Consider the following 15,763-nt stretch of genomic DNA (forward strand, 5'->3'; position numbering starts at 1 on the left):
CGAGGTTGATGAAATCGATATAAATCTGACAGAGGTTTGTAGACACGGGAATTTAGAACAAGGTAGTTGGAGTAAAGTTGATGAAAAAGTGGCTCTGTATTATTTGCGGCTTAATCTATGATGAAGCACAAGGTTGGCCATCCGATGGTATTGCACCGGGAACAGCATGGGAAGACGTACCAGACGATTGGTTATGCCCAGATTGTTTAGTGGGTAAGGCCGATTTTGAAATGATCGACATCACCGATGATGCGCCGATCGAAGAGGTTACTGCGGTGTCTTCGGTATCAGTAGGCTCGGCTGTTCAGCCAAATACGGCTCAGCCATTGCCATCTGAAGTTACTCAGCCAGCATTCTCAAATGATCCTATCGTTATTATCGGCAGCGGTCACAGTGGTTATCAGTTAGCGGTCGCACTTAGATCGCAATCTGCGACAGTTCCGATCACTGTCTTTACCTCTGATGATGGCGCACTGTACAGCAAACCTGCGTTGTCTAATGCATTGGCCATGAATAAAGGCGGCGATGCATTACAAAGTGAAAGCGCATTGGAATGGGAAAGCCGCTTGAACATCCGTGTTTACCCGAATACCCGTGTAGAACAAATCGATCGTGCGAACTTAACGTTGCTCACCTCCATCGGCAAATACGCATACAGCAGCTTGGTGTTGGCAACAGGTGCGTCACCGATTGAAATCCCAATTGAAGGTGATCGCTCTTATGTTATGAGCGTAAACGATTTGGTTGACTACCGCCGTTTCAGAACTCAGCTACAAGATAAAAAGCGTATCGCGATTCTTGGCGATGGCTTAATTGGTTGCGAATTTGCGAATGACCTGATCGAAAGCGGCTATGAAGTCACGGTGATTGGTTTGGGGAAATGGCCAATGGAGCGTTTGATTCCACACCAACTCGGTGAGTCACTGCAAAGCGCGCTCACAGATCGCGGCGTGGAGTGGGCATTGCAAGACAGCATTGCCAGAGTCGATGCTATGTCCGAATCAAGCGCGGTTTTACATCTTAATAGTGGAAAACAGATTGAAGCTGACTTAGTGCTAAGTGCGGTTGGTCTTAAGCCAAATGTTTCTCTGGCTGAGCTAGCGGGACTCGAAGTAGGCCGAGGTATTAAAGTGAATCAATTCGGTCAGACGAGTGATGAGAACATTTACTCACTCGGTGATTGTGTTGAAACAGATCAAGGTTGGCAACCGTATATTGCGCCAATTAATCAAATGATTCCTTCCGTGACGAAAAGCTTGCTAGGTGATATTACGCCTATCTCTTTGACGCCAACACCAGTGATTGTGAAAACGCCGCTCCTTCCTTTGACGATTTTCCCTGTTGCGCCCAATGCACAAGGGCAGTGGTACATCGAACACCAAGGCGATGATCTCACGGCGGGATTTTATTCGCCAGAAGGAGTGATGCTGGGATTTGCATTGCTTGGGCGACAAGTACAGTCATTGCGCGCGCCTTGGTTAGAGCAATTGTCATTTAAGCAAACTGCAGCGTAACGGAGAAAGAAGATGATTCATTTACCCAACGATGATGCGACATGTGGTTGGTACCACGCGCTATCCAGTATCCCAGAAAAACCGACATTAAAAGGCAAACAAACGGCGGATTACGTTGTGCTTGGTGCAGGGTTTGCTGGCCTAGCGATGGCAAGACGCCTAGCGGAACACGCGCCGAATGCCCGTATTATACTGATTGATGCACAGAAAATCGGTCAAGGCGCATCGGGGAGAAACTCAGGCTTTGTGATCGACCTGCCGCATAAGTTTTCATTAGAGCATCCGGATCCTGCGCATAAACAAAAACTCTTAGCGTTAAACCGATCGGCGATTGCTCAATTAGATTGTTTGATCAGCCAATACAGCATTGATTGCCAGTGGTCAGCGAAAGGAAAATATCAAGGTGCGGTAGGTGAGCGTGGTGAAGCGTACCTCGATCACTTTGAACATCTGATGCAAGACCTTGGCGAACCATACTCTCACGTTGATGGTAGTGAGTTAGCAAAAGTGCTGGGGACGAACTACTACAGCCGCGCTATCTATACGCCAGGCGGCTATTTAATGCAGCCTGCTGCGCTGGTGCGAGGTTTGGGGGAAAGCTTGCCTAATAACGTAGAAGTGTTAGAAAACTCACCAATCCGCAAACTGAGCAAAGAGAACGGGCATTGGGTTCTGCATGGTGACGATGGCTTAGTTGAGACCACCGAATTGTTACTCGGCACCAGTATTTTTACCCGCGAGTTTGGTTACCTGAAAAACAGATTGTTACCTGTGATGACATTTGCGAGTTGGACTCGTCCACTAACTGATGCTGAAATGCAGCGTTATGGCGGCCAATTGAACTGGGGGCTAACCCCAGCAGACCACGCGGGAACCACATTACGTATGACAGCCGATCGCCGAATTTTGATCCGCAATACTTACAAACATGTGCCGAAGTACGGCTCAAGCATGAGCGATAAAGTCAGAGAGCAAATTCGCGACGATCATCGTCAAGTCTTTCTGGCTCGTTACCCCGAGCTGGCCGACGTACCATTCACCCACACATGGGGTGGGGTATATGCCATCTCACGCAACTTTACTAACTTCTTCGGACAATTAGATCAAGGTGTGTACGCCAGTGCGTGTGATAACGGTGTTGGAGCCGCTTGGGGAACGATTTCGGGCACACTGTTGGCTGACTACGTGATGGGCGCGACCTCCAACTCGTTAGGCGATATTCAAAGTGTAACTGGCATGCCGAGCATGAACCCACCAGAGCCTTTCTTAGGTATGGGCGTGAAAAGCCGCATTCAATTGGCAAAATGGCAGAGCCGGAGTGAACTATGAAGCAAGTAAAACGAGTAGACAGTAAAGCGTTAGATTTCAATGTACGTGGTGACACGCCAGGAATGGCCTACGTTGCACGTGCACTTAGCTCCGAAATTTCGCCAAATATCGGGGTGGGCTTTGCTAAGTGGGAAGGCGCGAAAGTCGCGTGGACCGTATTGTACGATGAAGTGATTTTTGTGATTGAAGGCTGTTTTGAGCTCACTGCAAATGGCGAAACACATTTTGTTCACCCAGGACAAATGCTCTGGATTCCAGAAGGAACCGAGCTGGTTTATGGTGGCCATGCGTTATTTGGTTACGTGGTTCACCCTGGTAACTGGAAAGAAATTCATGGTATCGAGTAACTATCTATCGTTCTCTTTAATTTTCAAAGGGTCCGCAGTGCTATGGCAGAAAACGCGGTTAGGAGGTTCCGATTTAGCCAACGTAGGATCGCCGGAATCAGAGGCAAGCGGAAAGAGTGAGTAATGTTAGAGCGAAAAATTGGAAAGTTATGTATTACGCCAGAAAAACATAACAATAAAGCTTCCCTTTAGGGGAAGCTCAAATAGTAATTGGAATAGACGGTAAGCTCGTTGAGAGTTAAAGCTAAAGCGCGCTTTCTAATGTTGTTAGGAAAGTAGCAATGTCTTCTGCGCTAATGTCTCGGTGGGTAACAAAACGAATAGGGTTCCCTGGTGACATCGTAATGCCTTTTTCACCTAACTCTCGTGCGATGCGGTTGATATCAACAGACTCATCTAATTTAGCAAACACAATGTTAGTTTGGATGAAATCAGGGTTAACCGAGAAGCCTTCTAGCTCGTTTAAACCAATCGCTAGATTTTTTGCATTGTCGTGGTCAGCTTTAAGTTGAGCAACGTTCTCGGTCAGTGCCATTTTACCTGCTGCAGCAAGGATGCCGGCTTGACGCATACCGCCACCGACCATTTTACGTAGTCGACGTGCTTTAGCGATGTACTCTTTGCTACCAAGTAGGAGGGAACCAATCGGAGCGCCCAAACCTTTCGATAAACAGATAGTCATCGAATCGAAGTGTTGTGCGATTTCCTTGATGTGAACATCCAGCGCCACTGCTGCGTTGTATACGCGCGCGCCATCTAGGTGCATTTGTAGGCCGTGTTGGTTTACGAACTCACGAGCTTCGGCTAAGTAAGACATCGGCAGTACTTTGCCATTAATCGTGTTTTCTAGGCTTAAAAGCTTAGTGCGGGCGAAGTGGCTGTCGTTTGGTTTAATCGCAGCAGCGAGCTTTTTGAAATCTAATGTACCGTCAGGGTTGTTATCGATTGGTTGAGGTTGAATCGAACCTAGTACCGCAGCGCCGCCAGCTTCGTACTTGTAGTTGTGCGCTTGTTGGCCACAAAGGTATTCGTCACCACGTTCACAGTGCGCCATTAACCCGAGTAGGTTGGCTTGCGTACCTGAAGAGGTGAACATAGCGGCTTCAAAGCCCGTTTCGTTGGCTGCCCACAGTTCTAATTCGTTTACGGTTGGGTCGTCGCCATAAACATCATCACCCACTTCTGCGTTTGCCATTGCATCACGCATAGCTTGTGAAGGTTTAGTTACGGTATCAGAACGAAAGTCCATGTTTCTCTCCTTGAGTACTTTAGGTAGTTATATAATTGGCTATAGATAACCACATAGTTGGGCTTTACTTAAACAAGCGATAGTTTTGGCATCAGTGATTTGGTCGTGTCGTATTTTGTCGTGCAGTTCTTCTAAGCTTAGCTCGATTACTTCTATGACTTCATCTTCGTCACATTCAAAGCGGGTAGTGAGGCTAAGGTCTTTCGCGACGAATAGATGTTGTATCTCATCACAGAAGCCAGCCAAAGGCGTAACTTGCCCCAAGCTTTGAAAGGAAGTTGCACTGTAACCGGTTTCTTCTTCCAGTTCGCGTTGAGCGCATTGAAGAGGTGTCTCATCATTTTCCATGGTGCCCGCAGGTAACTCTAGAAGCCATTTTTTAAGAGAAGGACGAAACTGATTAATGAGGATAATCTTTCCAGACGAAGTGATAGGAAGAATAACGGCCGCGCCAGGGTGGTTGATTGTGGTATGTTTTACCACGACGTTCGTAGGGAGCGTCACGTTCTCTTCAATAAGAGAAATACTTTTCCATTGATGGATAACTTTACTCATGCAGTCTGGCCACATTCCTTGCCAATTTTTCGATAACTGAAGACGTGCACTACCATAACGTCTATGGTGTCGAAAATAAAAGAAAAATTGAGCTTAGTAATAGGTTTCGTTTCACGCCGTTCGTGATGTTACTCTCATATTTGGAATCTATGATTACATCAAAATTACGCCCCTAACCATCTGATATAAATGCAACTCAATAATAAAATGCACTTGTAACAAAGTGCTAACAAATGTATAAAAACGTATCTACACTCTCAACAGTTCAAAGATTTTCGGAGTAACGCATGAACCCTTCTATTTCCTCACATGCTGACAAGGCGCTACTCTCTGAAAGAATCAATAAATTAGCGCATGCTCTCTCAGATGGTGTCTATGAAAGAGAAGACACGATTAAGCTCTGTTTACTGGCGGCTCTCGCCGGCGAAAGTGTATTCCTATTAGGCCCTCCGGGCATCGCAAAAAGCCTTATCGCTAAACGTCTCATCCAGGCTTTTGATAACAGCAGCTATTTCGAATACTTGATGACACGTTTCTCTACGCCAGAGGAAGTGTTCGGCCCGTTAAGTATCCAAGAATTAAAAGACAACGGTCGCTATGTACGACTGACTGAAGGCTACCTACCAACCGCACAAGTTGTGTTCCTTGATGAGATCTGGAAAGCCGGTCCTGCAATCCTGAACACACTTCTAACTGTGGTTAACGAAAAAACATTTAAGAACGGCAGTGACATTGAGCGTGTACCGATGCGCTTGTTGGTATCTGCATCGAATGAACTTCCAGACGAAGACAGCGGCTTAGAAGCGCTTTATGACCGTATGTTGGTTCGCGTGTTTGTAAACCGTATTCAAAACAAACAAAACTTCAAATCGATGCTGACGACTGGCACATCTCAAGAGGCTGTGATTCCAAAAGGTTTGGCGATTACTGATATTGAATACCACCAGTGGCAGAAAGAGCTCGACAAGCTAGAGCTGACCGATAACTCGTTTAACAAGCTGTATGAACTGAAAACCATGCTTGAGGAAACAGTTAAGAAGCAAGGTTCAGCATCAGAATCTGATTTGTATGTATCAGATAGGCGTTGGAAGAAAGCCGTTAAACTATTGAAAGCGAGCGCCTTCTTTAGTGGTCGAGACAGCGTAAACCCTCTGGATATTATGCTTCTGCAAGATTGTTTATGGCACAGCCCCGAATCACGTGATGTGGTTCGTAGCGTGGTAAAGGACTTTGCATTGAACCGTGCGTTCGATCAGCAAGAGTCAAAAGCACAAATCGAAATGTCCCGTGAAGAGCTAGAAGAGATTCAAGATGACGTTGAATCGACATTGTCAGTGTCGCTGTCAATGGAGTCTACCAGTGGCTTGCTGCGTAAAGGCGTTTACCAAAACGATATCAAGAACGCGAAGATGTACAGTGTTGGTAACGCGTACAACTTAGTGAAACTGGTTCTGCTGCAAAGCAACATGTCAGTTTCTGAATCTGAGAAAGGCGATAGCCGCTGGGTATACGTAGCCAAAGACGATTTTGACCGTGTGCTAAAAGAAGGCCATGGGGATATTTACGGTTACGTAAACGAAAACAAGAATCTGTGTCGCTTGAAGCTGGATCTTGATGCATCGAACCAATTGGTCATCAAAGATATCGCGAATCGTTCAGTATTGGTGAGTGTGGTTACCTCTGATGGTTTAAACCAAGAGCTTTACAACAAGTGGCTGACTGGCGCAGAGAGAGCGTTAGAGCAGTTAACCGAAGCTGAGTTTAAGTTGAAAAGAGTCCGCACTGAATTCCATGATGCACTGCCTCATAACTACATTGACCCGGAGCTCCCTAAAGCGATGGAATCAAGCTTACAAGCGGTTACACAAGATTTGGAAACCACTAAGGTGAAAAGCAGCAAGATCGCTCAACGCATCAAGTTCATGAGCCAGTACTTCGAGTAAGGGGAGACAAGTATGTTAGGAGCAGACGGCTTAAACCTTGCTTTAATGGTTGCTGACTCAGGCATCATAGATACCGCGATGAATGATCTCATCGCTCGTTCTCAGGTCATGATGGCTGCTGAGAACAAAGGCGTGAAAACGTCGGTAAAAAACCACTTGGTTAAATGGCGCGGCAAAGTGAAAAAACGCGTCACCAAGGTGTGTGAAACAGACCGATTCCAAGAAGAAATCGCACTTTACCAAGAAGTGATCCACTGGGATGAGTCCCAGTTTTTTGATGAAATTGACAGTGTCATCAAAAAATTGGAGTGGCACTCAGCGTTTTATCTTCAAGCTAGACGCCTAATGGAACACAATAAGGGCGTTTACAATGCGATGTTCCCGCACTATTTCTGCGACCAGTGGTATCAATCACTGTCCGACGCGATCAAGCAAGCGCAAGTTACCGAACTTGAAACCAGCAAAGAGAAAGTCTTAGCCGATCTATACCAGCGCATGGAAACCATGAAAAACATGGATAAAGTGACGGAGTCTGGTGATGAAGGCAGTGTGGGGCGCTTGTGGGATATGGCATCGGCTAAGTTGAGTAAAACTGACTTAACCGTAATGAAGCGCCATGCCGAGTTTTTAAATAAGCATAAAGGTCTTCAAGAGATCGCCGAAAAGCTTGGCCGTATGGCTGGTGAGGAAGATGATCCTTCGTTGCACAAAGCCCCTGTAGAAGAACTGCAAATGGTGGAAGAGAAAAGCGATGAAGCGGTTGATGACATTGTAGGGATTCACGAGAGCGATGACCTCAATAAAATGCTGCCAAACGAAACCATGTTTTTAGCTTACCCTGAGCTTGAAGTTATCTTCTATAAGCACTTGGCTGACAAGCGTTTATTGAGCTACCGTTCGCAAGGGAAGTCTCGTACGTTACGCAAAGTGAAGGCGCAAAAGCCAGATAGCAAGAACGTCGATATTGAAAAAGGTCCATTCATCGTTTGTGTGGACGCGTCTGGCTCAATGAGTGGCTTCCCAGAGCAATCAGCCAAAGCAATGGCGTATGCCTTGATGCAAATCGCGCTCGCGGAAGAGAGAGACTGTTACGTGATTTTGTTCTCTTCAGAACACATTACTTATGAATTGACTCGACAAGATGGCTTGCGCGAAGCGAGTGACTTTTTAAGTTACTCATTCCACGGCGGTACGGATCTAGAGCCTGTTCTGATGAAGTCGATTGATTTGATGATGGGCGATAAATATAAGAATGCTGATTTGATTGTACTTTCTGACTTTATCGCGCCTAAGCAGTCTGATGAAATGATTGCTCAAGTCGAGAAACTCAAAGCGCACAAAAACCGTTTCCATGCGGTGAGTCTTTCTAAATACGGCAACCCTCAACTTATGACGATGTTTGATCATTGTTGGGCGTATCACCCGAGCTTGGTTGGTCGTTTTATGAAGAAGTGGTAGTGCAAAACCACTTTAATTTGGCCCATTTTGCTGTGTGTTTTTTGACTAAAGAGATCGAACATGCAGCAATTTGATTTAAATGTCAGCAAGCGAAGTTTAAATTCACTTTTTTGTTTGACTATCGCCCTTCAATCCGTAAAGTAAGCACCCGAACGCAGCGGTGTGGCTAATCTAAGCCCTTAAAGCGTTGAATTAAAGGCGCCTTGGCAGAGTGGCTATGCAGCGGATTGCAAATCCGTGGACCTCGGTTCGATTCCGGGAGGCGCCTCCATTCTCTCCTACTTATTCTTGTTGTTTACAAGAGGGGATAAGCAAGAAGAATGACATTGCGATACTAGCTCAGTTGGTAGAGCGCAACCTTGCCAAGGTTGAGGTCATCGGTTCGAACCCGATGTATCGCTCCAAATTTTGTAATGTCGATTCATTTTGACATTAAGATGGTGTTTTACTTTTCAGTAATCGGCATCGCAATAAAGAATTGCGTGCCCTGGTGGTGGAATTGGTAGACACAAGGGATTTAAAATCCCTCGACGTTCGCGTTGTGCCGGTTCAAGTCCGGCCCGGGGCACCATCTATTTGATTGTTACCTCTTTAGGTAGTATTCAAAAGAGTTGTTCTCTTAAAACACTATTGAAGGCGCCTTGGCAGAGTGGCTATGCAGCGGATTGCAAATCCGTGGACCTCGGTTCGACTCCGGGAGGCGCCTCCATCATTTAGAAGAAACCAGTCCTTGTGGCTGGTTTTTTTCGTTTCTGGCTTCCCCCGTCTTTGAGTCACGATTTTTTCTTAAACAATTTGCTTTGCATCACGTCACACCTTCTACCCTGAGTTATCTTCGATTAAATCTACAATTCATCTGTCGTTGATAAACCGGTAAATAAATCGAAGTCACAATTAAACATAATGCTCAATTTGTTTCATTTTTTTATGGGATACCCCTGATTAAAACATGCGTATGAGTGATAGTGTTCTTCTCTATATTTCTTTAATTGCTCTATAAGAGGTTCTTAATATGCAATTTAGTCTAAAGAGGAAAATGGTTTTCTCTGTCGTTTTGGCGATTGCAGTGACATCTGCCATTCTTCTTTTTATGGGTTATAAAACCTTTCAAAACAACACCTGGCAAGCGATAGAAAGCGAGAGCCGCAATACATTGCAAGCACACGCGAAAGGGATCAGTGATTGGTTCCATGATAAGAAACAAGCCGTGCATGGCTTAAAACAGCAAGTGCAACTTAATCCATCATTAGATATTGTCCCTCATTTGCGTCAAACCCTTGTATCTGGTGGCTTTGGATTGAGTTATTACGGTAATAAAGAGGGGGAGATGTTTCGTCATGATCCTTCGCTTAATAAAGCGGGCTATGACCCAAGAGTCCGAGGTTGGTATAAAGAGACTTTGGCTCAGAATAAAGCCGTAACAACAAAGCCGTATGTTAGCGTCACAATGCAAGCGTTAGTGGTAACACTTACTGACCCTGTCACTGAAAACGGCTCTATTATTGGTGTTGCCGCTTCAAACCTTGCGTTGGATAAGCTGATTAAAGACGTATTGGCGATTCAGGTTCCAGGAAATGGACGTGCGATTCTCATTGATAAAGAAGGTACGGTCGTTGCGCACCAAAACAAAGAGTTCATTCTTAAACAAGTTAATGAGATCGCACCTGAACTCAGTGTTTCTGGTTTAAACAACGCTGCGCAGAGTCTAACGACGATCTTTACTCAAGTTGATGGTAACGAACGCGTGATCATGGCGGAACCAATCAATGGCACCGACTGGTTGCTTGTTATTGAAATGGATAAAGATGTATTGGAGCAACCACTGTTCGATATGTTAGTGAGCCAAGTTACAACAGGCTTGATTGTATTGATCGTGATGGCGGTAGCAACGTCTTGGTTTGTTGCTCGACAGCTGGTGGAGTTAGGGCGAGTAAGTGAAGCTTTGGCGGATATTGCTGAAGGCGAAGGTGATTTAACGAAGCGCCTTCAAGTATCGAGCAAAGACGAAGTAGGGCAACTCGCCGATAAGTTTAATGTGTTCGTAGACCGACTTCATGGAATGATGACAAACGTCACCCGAGTTTCAACTGCCATGAACAATGGTGCAGAGCACGCCAATAGCAGCGCATTGAAGCGTAGTGATAGCGTAAGCAGGCAGCAAGACGAAATCACCATGGTGGCAACCGCAGTGACTGAGATGGCGACGGCGACCTCTGAAATTGCTGCTAACGCTGATAACACAGCCAAAAGTGCGACTCATTCTGTTGAATTGAGCGAGCAAGGCTTCCAACAAATGGCCAAGAGTCAATCTTCTATCAACGAGCTTGCAACCGAGCTAACCAGTGCTGTATCTATCATTAGTGAGTTGGAAGAACACGGTCAGCAAATTGCGTCTATTTTGGCGACAATACGTGAAATCGCTGAGCAAACGAATTTACTAGCGCTCAATGCAGCGATTGAAGCCGCTAGAGCTGGCGAACAAGGTCGTGGTTTTGCTGTGGTTGCGGATGAGGTTCGAGTGCTTTCTCAACGCACTCATGCTTCAACAGAAGAGATCGAAGACAAGATCAAGCGTTTGCAGCAAGCGACCAATGGTGCGGTGAAAGTGATGACACAAAGTCATGATATGGCGAAGACAAGCGTGCACGATGTAGATATGGCAGGAGAGAGCTTGGCTCAAATCCGTGAAGCGATTCAGATGATCAGCGACATGGCGACTCAGATCGCTTCTGCTGCTGAAGAGCAATCACTGGTTACCGCGGAAATTAATACCAATACTGAGTCTGTGCGTGAAGTGAGTGATGTTATGGCGTTGGACGCAACTGATGCTGTTTCACAAGCGGATCAGCTTAGCCACTTAGCCAGCGATTTGAAGCAAGAGTTGTCACGATTTAAGCTTTAATAGATAGATAAATAAGCATCAACATAAGTTCGATACTAAAAAGAGCACAGGCTGTAATAAGTCTGTGCTCTTTCTTTATTCGATTTAAGAGATGCTCAGTGTTGGTCAAAGAAATCCTTATTGCGGATATATTTGCTCATCAAGTGATAAGAGAAAGGTCGTATCAACCAGCTAAAAATAGATCGTCCAAGACGAATGAAGGTTGGCGTATTCTCATAGATTCTGCCGTTGTAGAGCCAAAGTACCTTTCCTACATGCCAATACAGTAAAGGTACGGGCGGCATGAAGGTCACGATGTCGATGTCACAACAGATGCGGTAGGTTTTCTTACGCAAACGATAGTGCTTTCGAAAACTCCAGTCACCAATCGCAGGTTGTCCAAAGGTCACGATTCGTTTGATGCAACCTGGGTATTTCTGGTCAAAGTAGTCGGCAAACACGCAACCAATCGCACCACCGGAAGAGTGACCCGTAATGGAGATTCTTTTGCCTTGTTCTAAAAGAGGGATGAGCGTCGTTTCCAATCGTTCGATTACCGTCAAGCCGAGCTTATCTTCATTCCTGTTTGGTTGGCTTTCTTGAAACATTAGATGATAGAAACCTGCATGAACACGATAATTGAGCCCAATTCTTTTGCAACTTCTTGTCCATAGAGCAAAAGTCAGTAACCAATCTGAGATGCTGTGCGATCCTTTGATAACCACAACCACTTCATCTTTGTCGCTGCTCCACAACACGCGAATCATGGTTTTGCCAAACTGGTTCTTTATGATGCGTTGTCCATTAGGGTCGAAACCATAACGAGTTTGCTTGAAAACCCGGGGGTAGGCGAGGTTACAGAGAACGGCGTAGCGCTCATATTGGTATCGTTTTAATGGTTTCACATTTTTACTTCTTAATAAGAGTTACTTAAAACTCTAGTTGTTGAATGTGAAAAGCACATGAAAACACCATTTGTTTGATTCATGACAGAAAAGCCGAAATAGGCCGCAGTCGCTAAAGCTAATCATGGTTAGTCAATTACACTGTTAAATCAGAGAATGGCGTATAAAAACCGTACAATCCGAATCAAATTTATTCTTTGGAGAGTGATAATTAATCATTTGAATTAAAAGATAAAACTTATTGTTGACGAATTTTTTTCATCCGTTAAAGTACATCTCGTTCTCACGGCTTAGGTCGCAGAGAGATGGTGTTTTACTTTTCAGTAATCGGCATCGCAAGATTGCGTTGCCCTGGTGGTGGAATTGGTAGACACAAGGGATTTAAAATCCCTCGGCGTTCGCGCTGTGCCGGTTCAAGTCCGGCCCGGGGCACCATCTATCTAGCTTCTACTTTTGAGTAGAGTGATGAACGAAGAGTTGTTCTCTTTAAACACTTCAATATATTGTTATGTTGATAAAGGCGCCTTGGCAGAGTGGCTATGCAGCGGATTGCAAATCCGTGGACCTCGGTTCGACTCCGGGAGGCGCCTCCATTCTCTCTTACTCTTTGTTTACAAGAAGAGGTAAGTACGAAGAATAAAATTGCGATACTAGCTCAGTTGGTAGAGCGCAACCTTGCCAAGGTTGAGGTCATCGGTTCGAACCCGATGTATCGCTCCAAACTATTCAGATATGGTAATTACGATATCTTGATGCTAAAAGCATTAACTAAAACCAGCGAAAGCTGGTTTTTTTGTATCTGAAGATTAATAAATTTATCTCTCTTCAATGATTTATCACTTGATTTATATCAGTCACTTTCAGGTGTTTTAGGTATTGGGTAAGCCTTGATAGTATCGAAAGATGTTACCAAGGCTTAGCTGTGGCTTCGTTATTTGAGGGAGTTCCGTAGTAGTGACAACAGCTAAAAAGATCGCATTGCCGCCGCGGCAATGATGCCTGCTGCGATTGCTGGTAGAGGCTTTTTGACGATGAACATGACGACAGCTGTCGAAAAGAGTGCCGCTCTAGCGCCGTTGTCACCTTCTACTGCAAGAGGTGCTAGAAGGGCAACTAATACAGAACCTGACATCGCACTGATGAAACGTTGAATACGTTCGCTAATTGGAACAAACGACATGACATACACACCACCCCAGCGGGTGATAAGCGTGACTAATGCCATTGCGATGATTATTAGTAGTGTTCCACCTACGCTCGTCTCGATATTCATGCTTTTTTCTCCTTCCAACAAGCACCCAAGACTCCGCCAGAGATAGCACCAACTACAACATGGCTATTTTCTGGTAAATACCAATACGCCAGCATTGAAGACGCTGCTGCAGTCGTCCAAATAGCAAAAATTCTTAAGCTTTTAGGCCCGACTACCACCATGGAAAGTAAAAAACAGCCCATAACCATATCGAGCCCAAGACTCACAGGATCTTGGATTGCGCTACCAAAGTAAATTCCAACCCAAGTGCCAATAATCCAAAATGACCAAAGTGCTAAACCACCACCAACGAGCAAGCCAAATCCCGGCTCTTTCCTCCCAAATGCATTGAGTGCCATTGCCCAGTTTGCGTCCGAAGCTACTAACATCACACCATATCGTTTTGCCGGTGGGAGTTGACGTAACCAAGGATATAGCGTGGCCCCCATCAAAAGGTGGCGAGCATTGATCGCAAATACGGTAATAAGAACTGGAATAAGGGGCACTTCTGCTCCCCACATATCCAACGTAGCAAACTGTGAAGCACCTGCAAAAACGAGAGTGCTCATTAACAGAGTTGGAAACTCATCCAGCCCTGTTTGTGCCGCTGCAACACCGAATGCGAGGCCAAAAACGATCACAAACATAGAGAGAGGCAAAAGTTGGGTGAAGCCGTTCCAGACGTCGATTCGTGTAAATTCGTGTAATTCAGTTGAGGAGCGTTGAAGGTGTTGAGTATTTTCTGTCATAGAGGTTCCTAGCCAGCAGGCAAAAGGGCAGAGCCATGGAAGGATCTTGTTGTTATTTTGTAAACTGCATGTTTAACATCAATTGGATAGGCTTTCAAACGTTATGTCGCAGATAAAAACACATAAGCGTTAGCGAAGATAGAATTTTGAAAGCCTAATTTAATCAATAACATGGGAAAACCATTAAATAAGAAAGCGAGCACGAGGCTCGCTTTATAATTCTGTTAGGAAGATCGAATTAGTTTACTTTACATATACACGAGGGTTTGCAGTGCCCCAAATAGTGTATAGCTCAGGGAAGATCACTTGTGAGTTATTTTCAATTTCCGCAGCGGTAATGGTCTTGCCTTGCTGAGAACCGAATAGCACAACTTCGGAGCCCGGAGCGACATCTTTGATATCGGAGACATCAACCATGGTAGTGTTCATTGAAGCCACACCCGTAACCTTAGCGCGTTGGCCATTGATGAGTACTTCTGCTGTATTGCCCATTTTTCTCGGGTAACCGTCAGAGTAGCCAACAGGAATATTCGCCATTAAGCTCTCTTTACTTGTCTTGTAACTGCTGTCGTAGCCGACAGTACTATTCTTTGGTAGATGGTGAAGTGATGCGATGCGTGTTTTGAAAGACACGATTGAGGGGTATTCTGGGTTGGTTGGTAAATCACCATATAAAACGCCACCTGGACGAACCATATCAAGTTGTGCTTCTGGAACATTAAGCGCGGTATAAGAGTTTGCAACGTGCAATAAAATGTCTTCACGCTTTAGATCCGCTTCTTTAATAAGCCATGCTGAGCTGTTTTTAAATGAAGCTAACTTTTGACGAACATCGTCCGCATTGTAGTTTGGGAAGTGAGTCATAATACCGACAATGTTAATGCCATTTTGTTGAGCGATCTCTAGCGCTTCTTGTTGACCTTCTTCGGTTGTCATATCCACGCCATTTCGCCCCATACCGCCGTCGTTTAGAGCAAGGTGAATCTTAACTTCTTTATCGGTTTTTTCTGCTAACTTAGACAATGCTTTCGCTTGCTCAGTACTGCCAATAAGCTCTTCGACATTGAGGTCGATTGCCGCTTCAATTTCACCAATGTCAGCAGAGCGTACACGCATAAGTTGACCTTTAAAGCCACTATCACGAACGGTTTTCGCTTCTGCATTACTTGCGATCGCAACACATGGGATGTTCTGTTCTATGATGGTCGGCATGAGACCGGCGATGCCATTGCCGTAGGCGTCGGCTTTCATCACTGCGCATATTTTTGTTTTGCCATCCATGTGTGATTTAAACTGTTCAATATTTTCTTGGAACTGACTCAAGTTTACTTCTAACCAAGCGTTAGCACCTTGAACTTGCTCTGCTTTTACTGCGGCATTGGTGATCTGAAGAGGGGCTGCTGTTGCTTGCATCGCTGGCGCAAAAGTTGCCGCGGCGATGGTAAGTGCTAGTAAGGTTTTATTTAAGTGCATAAAGTCTCCGTACGCATTTTTATTGGTTATGTTATTGATTCTTTTGGGAGAATACCTGACGAAGTAAAACGCTCCAAGTGGTTATTTGGAGCGTTTTTTGAGGAGCGG

12 protein-coding genes and 7 tRNA genes are annotated in these 15,763 nt (G+C 45.1%); 13 read left to right on the forward strand and 6 right to left on the reverse strand.

Translation table 11 applies throughout. The annotated features are described in order from the left end of the window. The first annotated feature begins 80 nt into the window (after nucleotides 1-80). From OCU50_RS14660 to OCU50_RS14670, 3 genes are read left to right on the forward strand one after another with little or no spacing between them, the layout of a single operon-like run. Nucleotides 81-1,514: an FAD-dependent oxidoreductase gene (locus tag OCU50_RS14660; protein WP_060469647.1), complete on the forward strand. Its 1,434-nt coding sequence runs from the start codon at nucleotides 81-83 to the stop codon at nucleotides 1,512-1,514. Nucleotides 1,515-1,526: 12 nt separating this feature from the next. Continuing rightward, entirely contained in the window at nucleotides 1,527-2,843 is a 1,317-nt protein-coding gene (locus OCU50_RS14665) for an NAD(P)/FAD-dependent oxidoreductase (protein WP_060469648.1), read from the forward strand. Further along, nucleotides 2,840-3,190 carry an ethanolamine utilization protein EutQ gene (locus OCU50_RS14670; RefSeq protein WP_060469649.1) on the forward strand — a complete coding sequence of 117 codons (351 nt, stop codon included), beginning with the start codon at nucleotides 2,840-2,842 and terminating at the stop codon, nucleotides 3,188-3,190. Before OCU50_RS14665 ends, OCU50_RS14670 begins: the two co-directional genes overlap by 4 nt. Before the next feature lie 244 nt (nucleotides 3,191-3,434). Here the strand turns inward: OCU50_RS14670 and ltaE are convergent, their stop codons facing one another. Together ltaE and OCU50_RS14680 are read right to left on the reverse strand one after the other, a co-directional pair. Further along, nucleotides 3,435-4,439, reverse strand: coding sequence for a low-specificity L-threonine aldolase (gene ltaE, locus OCU50_RS14675; protein ID WP_060469650.1), 1,005 nt, complete (start codon nucleotides 4,437-4,439; stop codon nucleotides 3,435-3,437). 39 nt (nucleotides 4,440-4,478) lie between these two features. After that, on the reverse strand, nucleotides 4,479-4,994 hold the full coding sequence (locus tag OCU50_RS14680) for an NUDIX hydrolase (RefSeq protein WP_060469651.1): 516 nt from the start codon (nucleotides 4,992-4,994) through the stop codon (nucleotides 4,479-4,481). 287 nt (nucleotides 4,995-5,281) lie between these two features. Between OCU50_RS14680 and OCU50_RS14685 the strand changes: the two genes are divergently transcribed. From OCU50_RS14685 to OCU50_RS14715, 7 genes are all read left to right on the forward strand, one after another. Beyond that, the gene (locus OCU50_RS14685) at nucleotides 5,282-6,937 is read left to right on the forward strand and encodes an ATPase RavA domain-containing protein (protein WP_060469652.1); all 1,656 of its coding nucleotides are present in this window, start codon (nucleotides 5,282-5,284) and stop codon (nucleotides 6,935-6,937) included. A 12-nt stretch (nucleotides 6,938-6,949) separates the two neighbouring features. After that, the gene (viaA, locus tag OCU50_RS14690; protein ID WP_060469653.1) at nucleotides 6,950-8,395 is read left to right on the forward strand and encodes an ATPase RavA stimulator ViaA; all 1,446 of its coding nucleotides are present in this window, start codon (nucleotides 6,950-6,952) and stop codon (nucleotides 8,393-8,395) included. A gap of 197 nt (nucleotides 8,396-8,592) precedes the next feature. Next, nucleotides 8,593-8,666 (forward strand) — tRNA-Cys (locus tag OCU50_RS14695). Between the two features lie 57 nt (nucleotides 8,667-8,723). Then, nucleotides 8,724-8,799: transfer RNA gene (locus tag OCU50_RS14700), tRNA-Gly, on the forward strand. A gap of 80 nt (nucleotides 8,800-8,879) precedes the next feature. Then, nucleotides 8,880-8,966 (forward strand) — tRNA-Leu (locus OCU50_RS14705). A gap of 64 nt (nucleotides 8,967-9,030) precedes the next feature. Continuing rightward, nucleotides 9,031-9,104 (forward strand) — tRNA-Cys (locus OCU50_RS14710). Nucleotides 9,105-9,407: 303 nt separating this feature from the next. Further along, complete coding sequence (locus OCU50_RS14715) at nucleotides 9,408-11,297, forward strand: methyl-accepting chemotaxis protein (protein ID WP_438947074.1); 1,890 nt, start codon at nucleotides 9,408-9,410, stop codon at nucleotides 11,295-11,297. A 95-nt stretch (nucleotides 11,298-11,392) separates the two neighbouring features. On the opposite strand, the gene OCU50_RS14720 is transcribed toward OCU50_RS14715, so the two are convergent. Further along, nucleotides 11,393-12,181: a lipase family protein gene (locus tag OCU50_RS14720; RefSeq protein WP_060466695.1), complete on the reverse strand. Its 789-nt coding sequence runs from the start codon at nucleotides 12,179-12,181 to the stop codon at nucleotides 11,393-11,395. A gap of 348 nt (nucleotides 12,182-12,529) precedes the next feature. Between OCU50_RS14720 and OCU50_RS14725 the strand changes: the two genes are divergently transcribed. The 3 genes from OCU50_RS14725 (at nucleotide 12,530) to OCU50_RS14735 (ending at nucleotide 12,901) form a co-directional block, all read left to right on the forward strand. Beyond that, nucleotides 12,530-12,616 (forward strand) — tRNA-Leu (locus tag OCU50_RS14725). Between the two features lie 84 nt (nucleotides 12,617-12,700). Continuing rightward, nucleotides 12,701-12,774 (forward strand) — tRNA-Cys (locus OCU50_RS14730). A gap of 51 nt (nucleotides 12,775-12,825) precedes the next feature. Further along, nucleotides 12,826-12,901, forward strand: a tRNA-Gly gene (locus tag OCU50_RS14735). Between the two features lie 244 nt (nucleotides 12,902-13,145). Here OCU50_RS14735 and OCU50_RS14740 read toward each other — a convergent pair. The 3 genes from OCU50_RS14740 to alr all read right to left on the reverse strand — a co-directional run bounded on the left by OCU50_RS14740 (nucleotide 13,146) and on the right by alr (nucleotide 15,655). Beyond that, on the reverse strand, nucleotides 13,146-13,454 hold the full coding sequence (locus tag OCU50_RS14740) for an AzlD family protein (protein WP_017058216.1): 309 nt from the start codon (nucleotides 13,452-13,454) through the stop codon (nucleotides 13,146-13,148). After that, on the reverse strand, nucleotides 13,451-14,182 hold the full coding sequence (locus OCU50_RS14745; protein ID WP_060466696.1) for an AzlC family ABC transporter permease: 732 nt from the start codon (nucleotides 14,180-14,182) through the stop codon (nucleotides 13,451-13,453). Before OCU50_RS14745 ends, OCU50_RS14740 begins: the two co-directional genes overlap by 4 nt. Before the next feature lie 243 nt (nucleotides 14,183-14,425). Continuing rightward, nucleotides 14,426-15,655 carry an alanine racemase gene (gene alr, locus OCU50_RS14750; RefSeq protein ID WP_060466697.1) on the reverse strand — a complete coding sequence of 410 codons (1,230 nt, stop codon included), beginning with the start codon at nucleotides 15,653-15,655 and terminating at the stop codon, nucleotides 14,426-14,428. Nucleotides 15,656-15,763 lie beyond the last annotated feature (108 nt).

The sequence above is a fragment of the Vibrio toranzoniae genome (genome assembly GCF_024347655.1).
Lineage (GTDB): Bacteria > Pseudomonadota > Gammaproteobacteria > Enterobacterales > Vibrionaceae > Vibrio > Vibrio toranzoniae.

What these genes read in the sequence shown, in the direction of transcription:
- OCU50_RS14680 (WP_060469651.1), bottom strand. Translation starts at nt 4,994, where the DNA reads ATGAGTAAAGTTATCCATCAATGGAAAAGTATTTCTCTTATTGAAGAG.
- OCU50_RS14660 (WP_060469647.1), top strand. Translation starts at nt 81, where the DNA reads ATGAAAAAGTGGCTCTGTATTATTTGCGGCTTAATCTATGATGAAGCA.
- alr (WP_060466697.1), bottom strand. Translation starts at nt 15,655, where the DNA reads ATGCACTTAAATAAAACCTTACTAGCACTTACCATCGCCGCGGCAACT.
- OCU50_RS14670 (WP_060469649.1), top strand. Translation starts at nt 2,840, where the DNA reads ATGAAGCAAGTAAAACGAGTAGACAGTAAAGCGTTAGATTTCAATGTA.
- OCU50_RS14745 (WP_060466696.1), bottom strand. Translation starts at nt 14,182, where the DNA reads ATGACAGAAAATACTCAACACCTTCAACGCTCCTCAACTGAATTACAC.
- viaA (WP_060469653.1), top strand. Translation starts at nt 6,950, where the DNA reads ATGTTAGGAGCAGACGGCTTAAACCTTGCTTTAATGGTTGCTGACTCA.
- OCU50_RS14665 (WP_060469648.1), top strand. Translation starts at nt 1,527, where the DNA reads ATGATTCATTTACCCAACGATGATGCGACATGTGGTTGGTACCACGCG.
- OCU50_RS14715 (WP_438947074.1), top strand. Translation starts at nt 9,408, where the DNA reads ATGCAATTTAGTCTAAAGAGGAAAATGGTTTTCTCTGTCGTTTTGGCG.
- OCU50_RS14740 (WP_017058216.1), bottom strand. Translation starts at nt 13,454, where the DNA reads ATGAATATCGAGACGAGCGTAGGTGGAACACTACTAATAATCATCGCA.
- ltaE (WP_060469650.1), bottom strand. Translation starts at nt 4,439, where the DNA reads ATGGACTTTCGTTCTGATACCGTAACTAAACCTTCACAAGCTATGCGT.
- OCU50_RS14685 (WP_060469652.1), top strand. Translation starts at nt 5,282, where the DNA reads ATGAACCCTTCTATTTCCTCACATGCTGACAAGGCGCTACTCTCTGAA.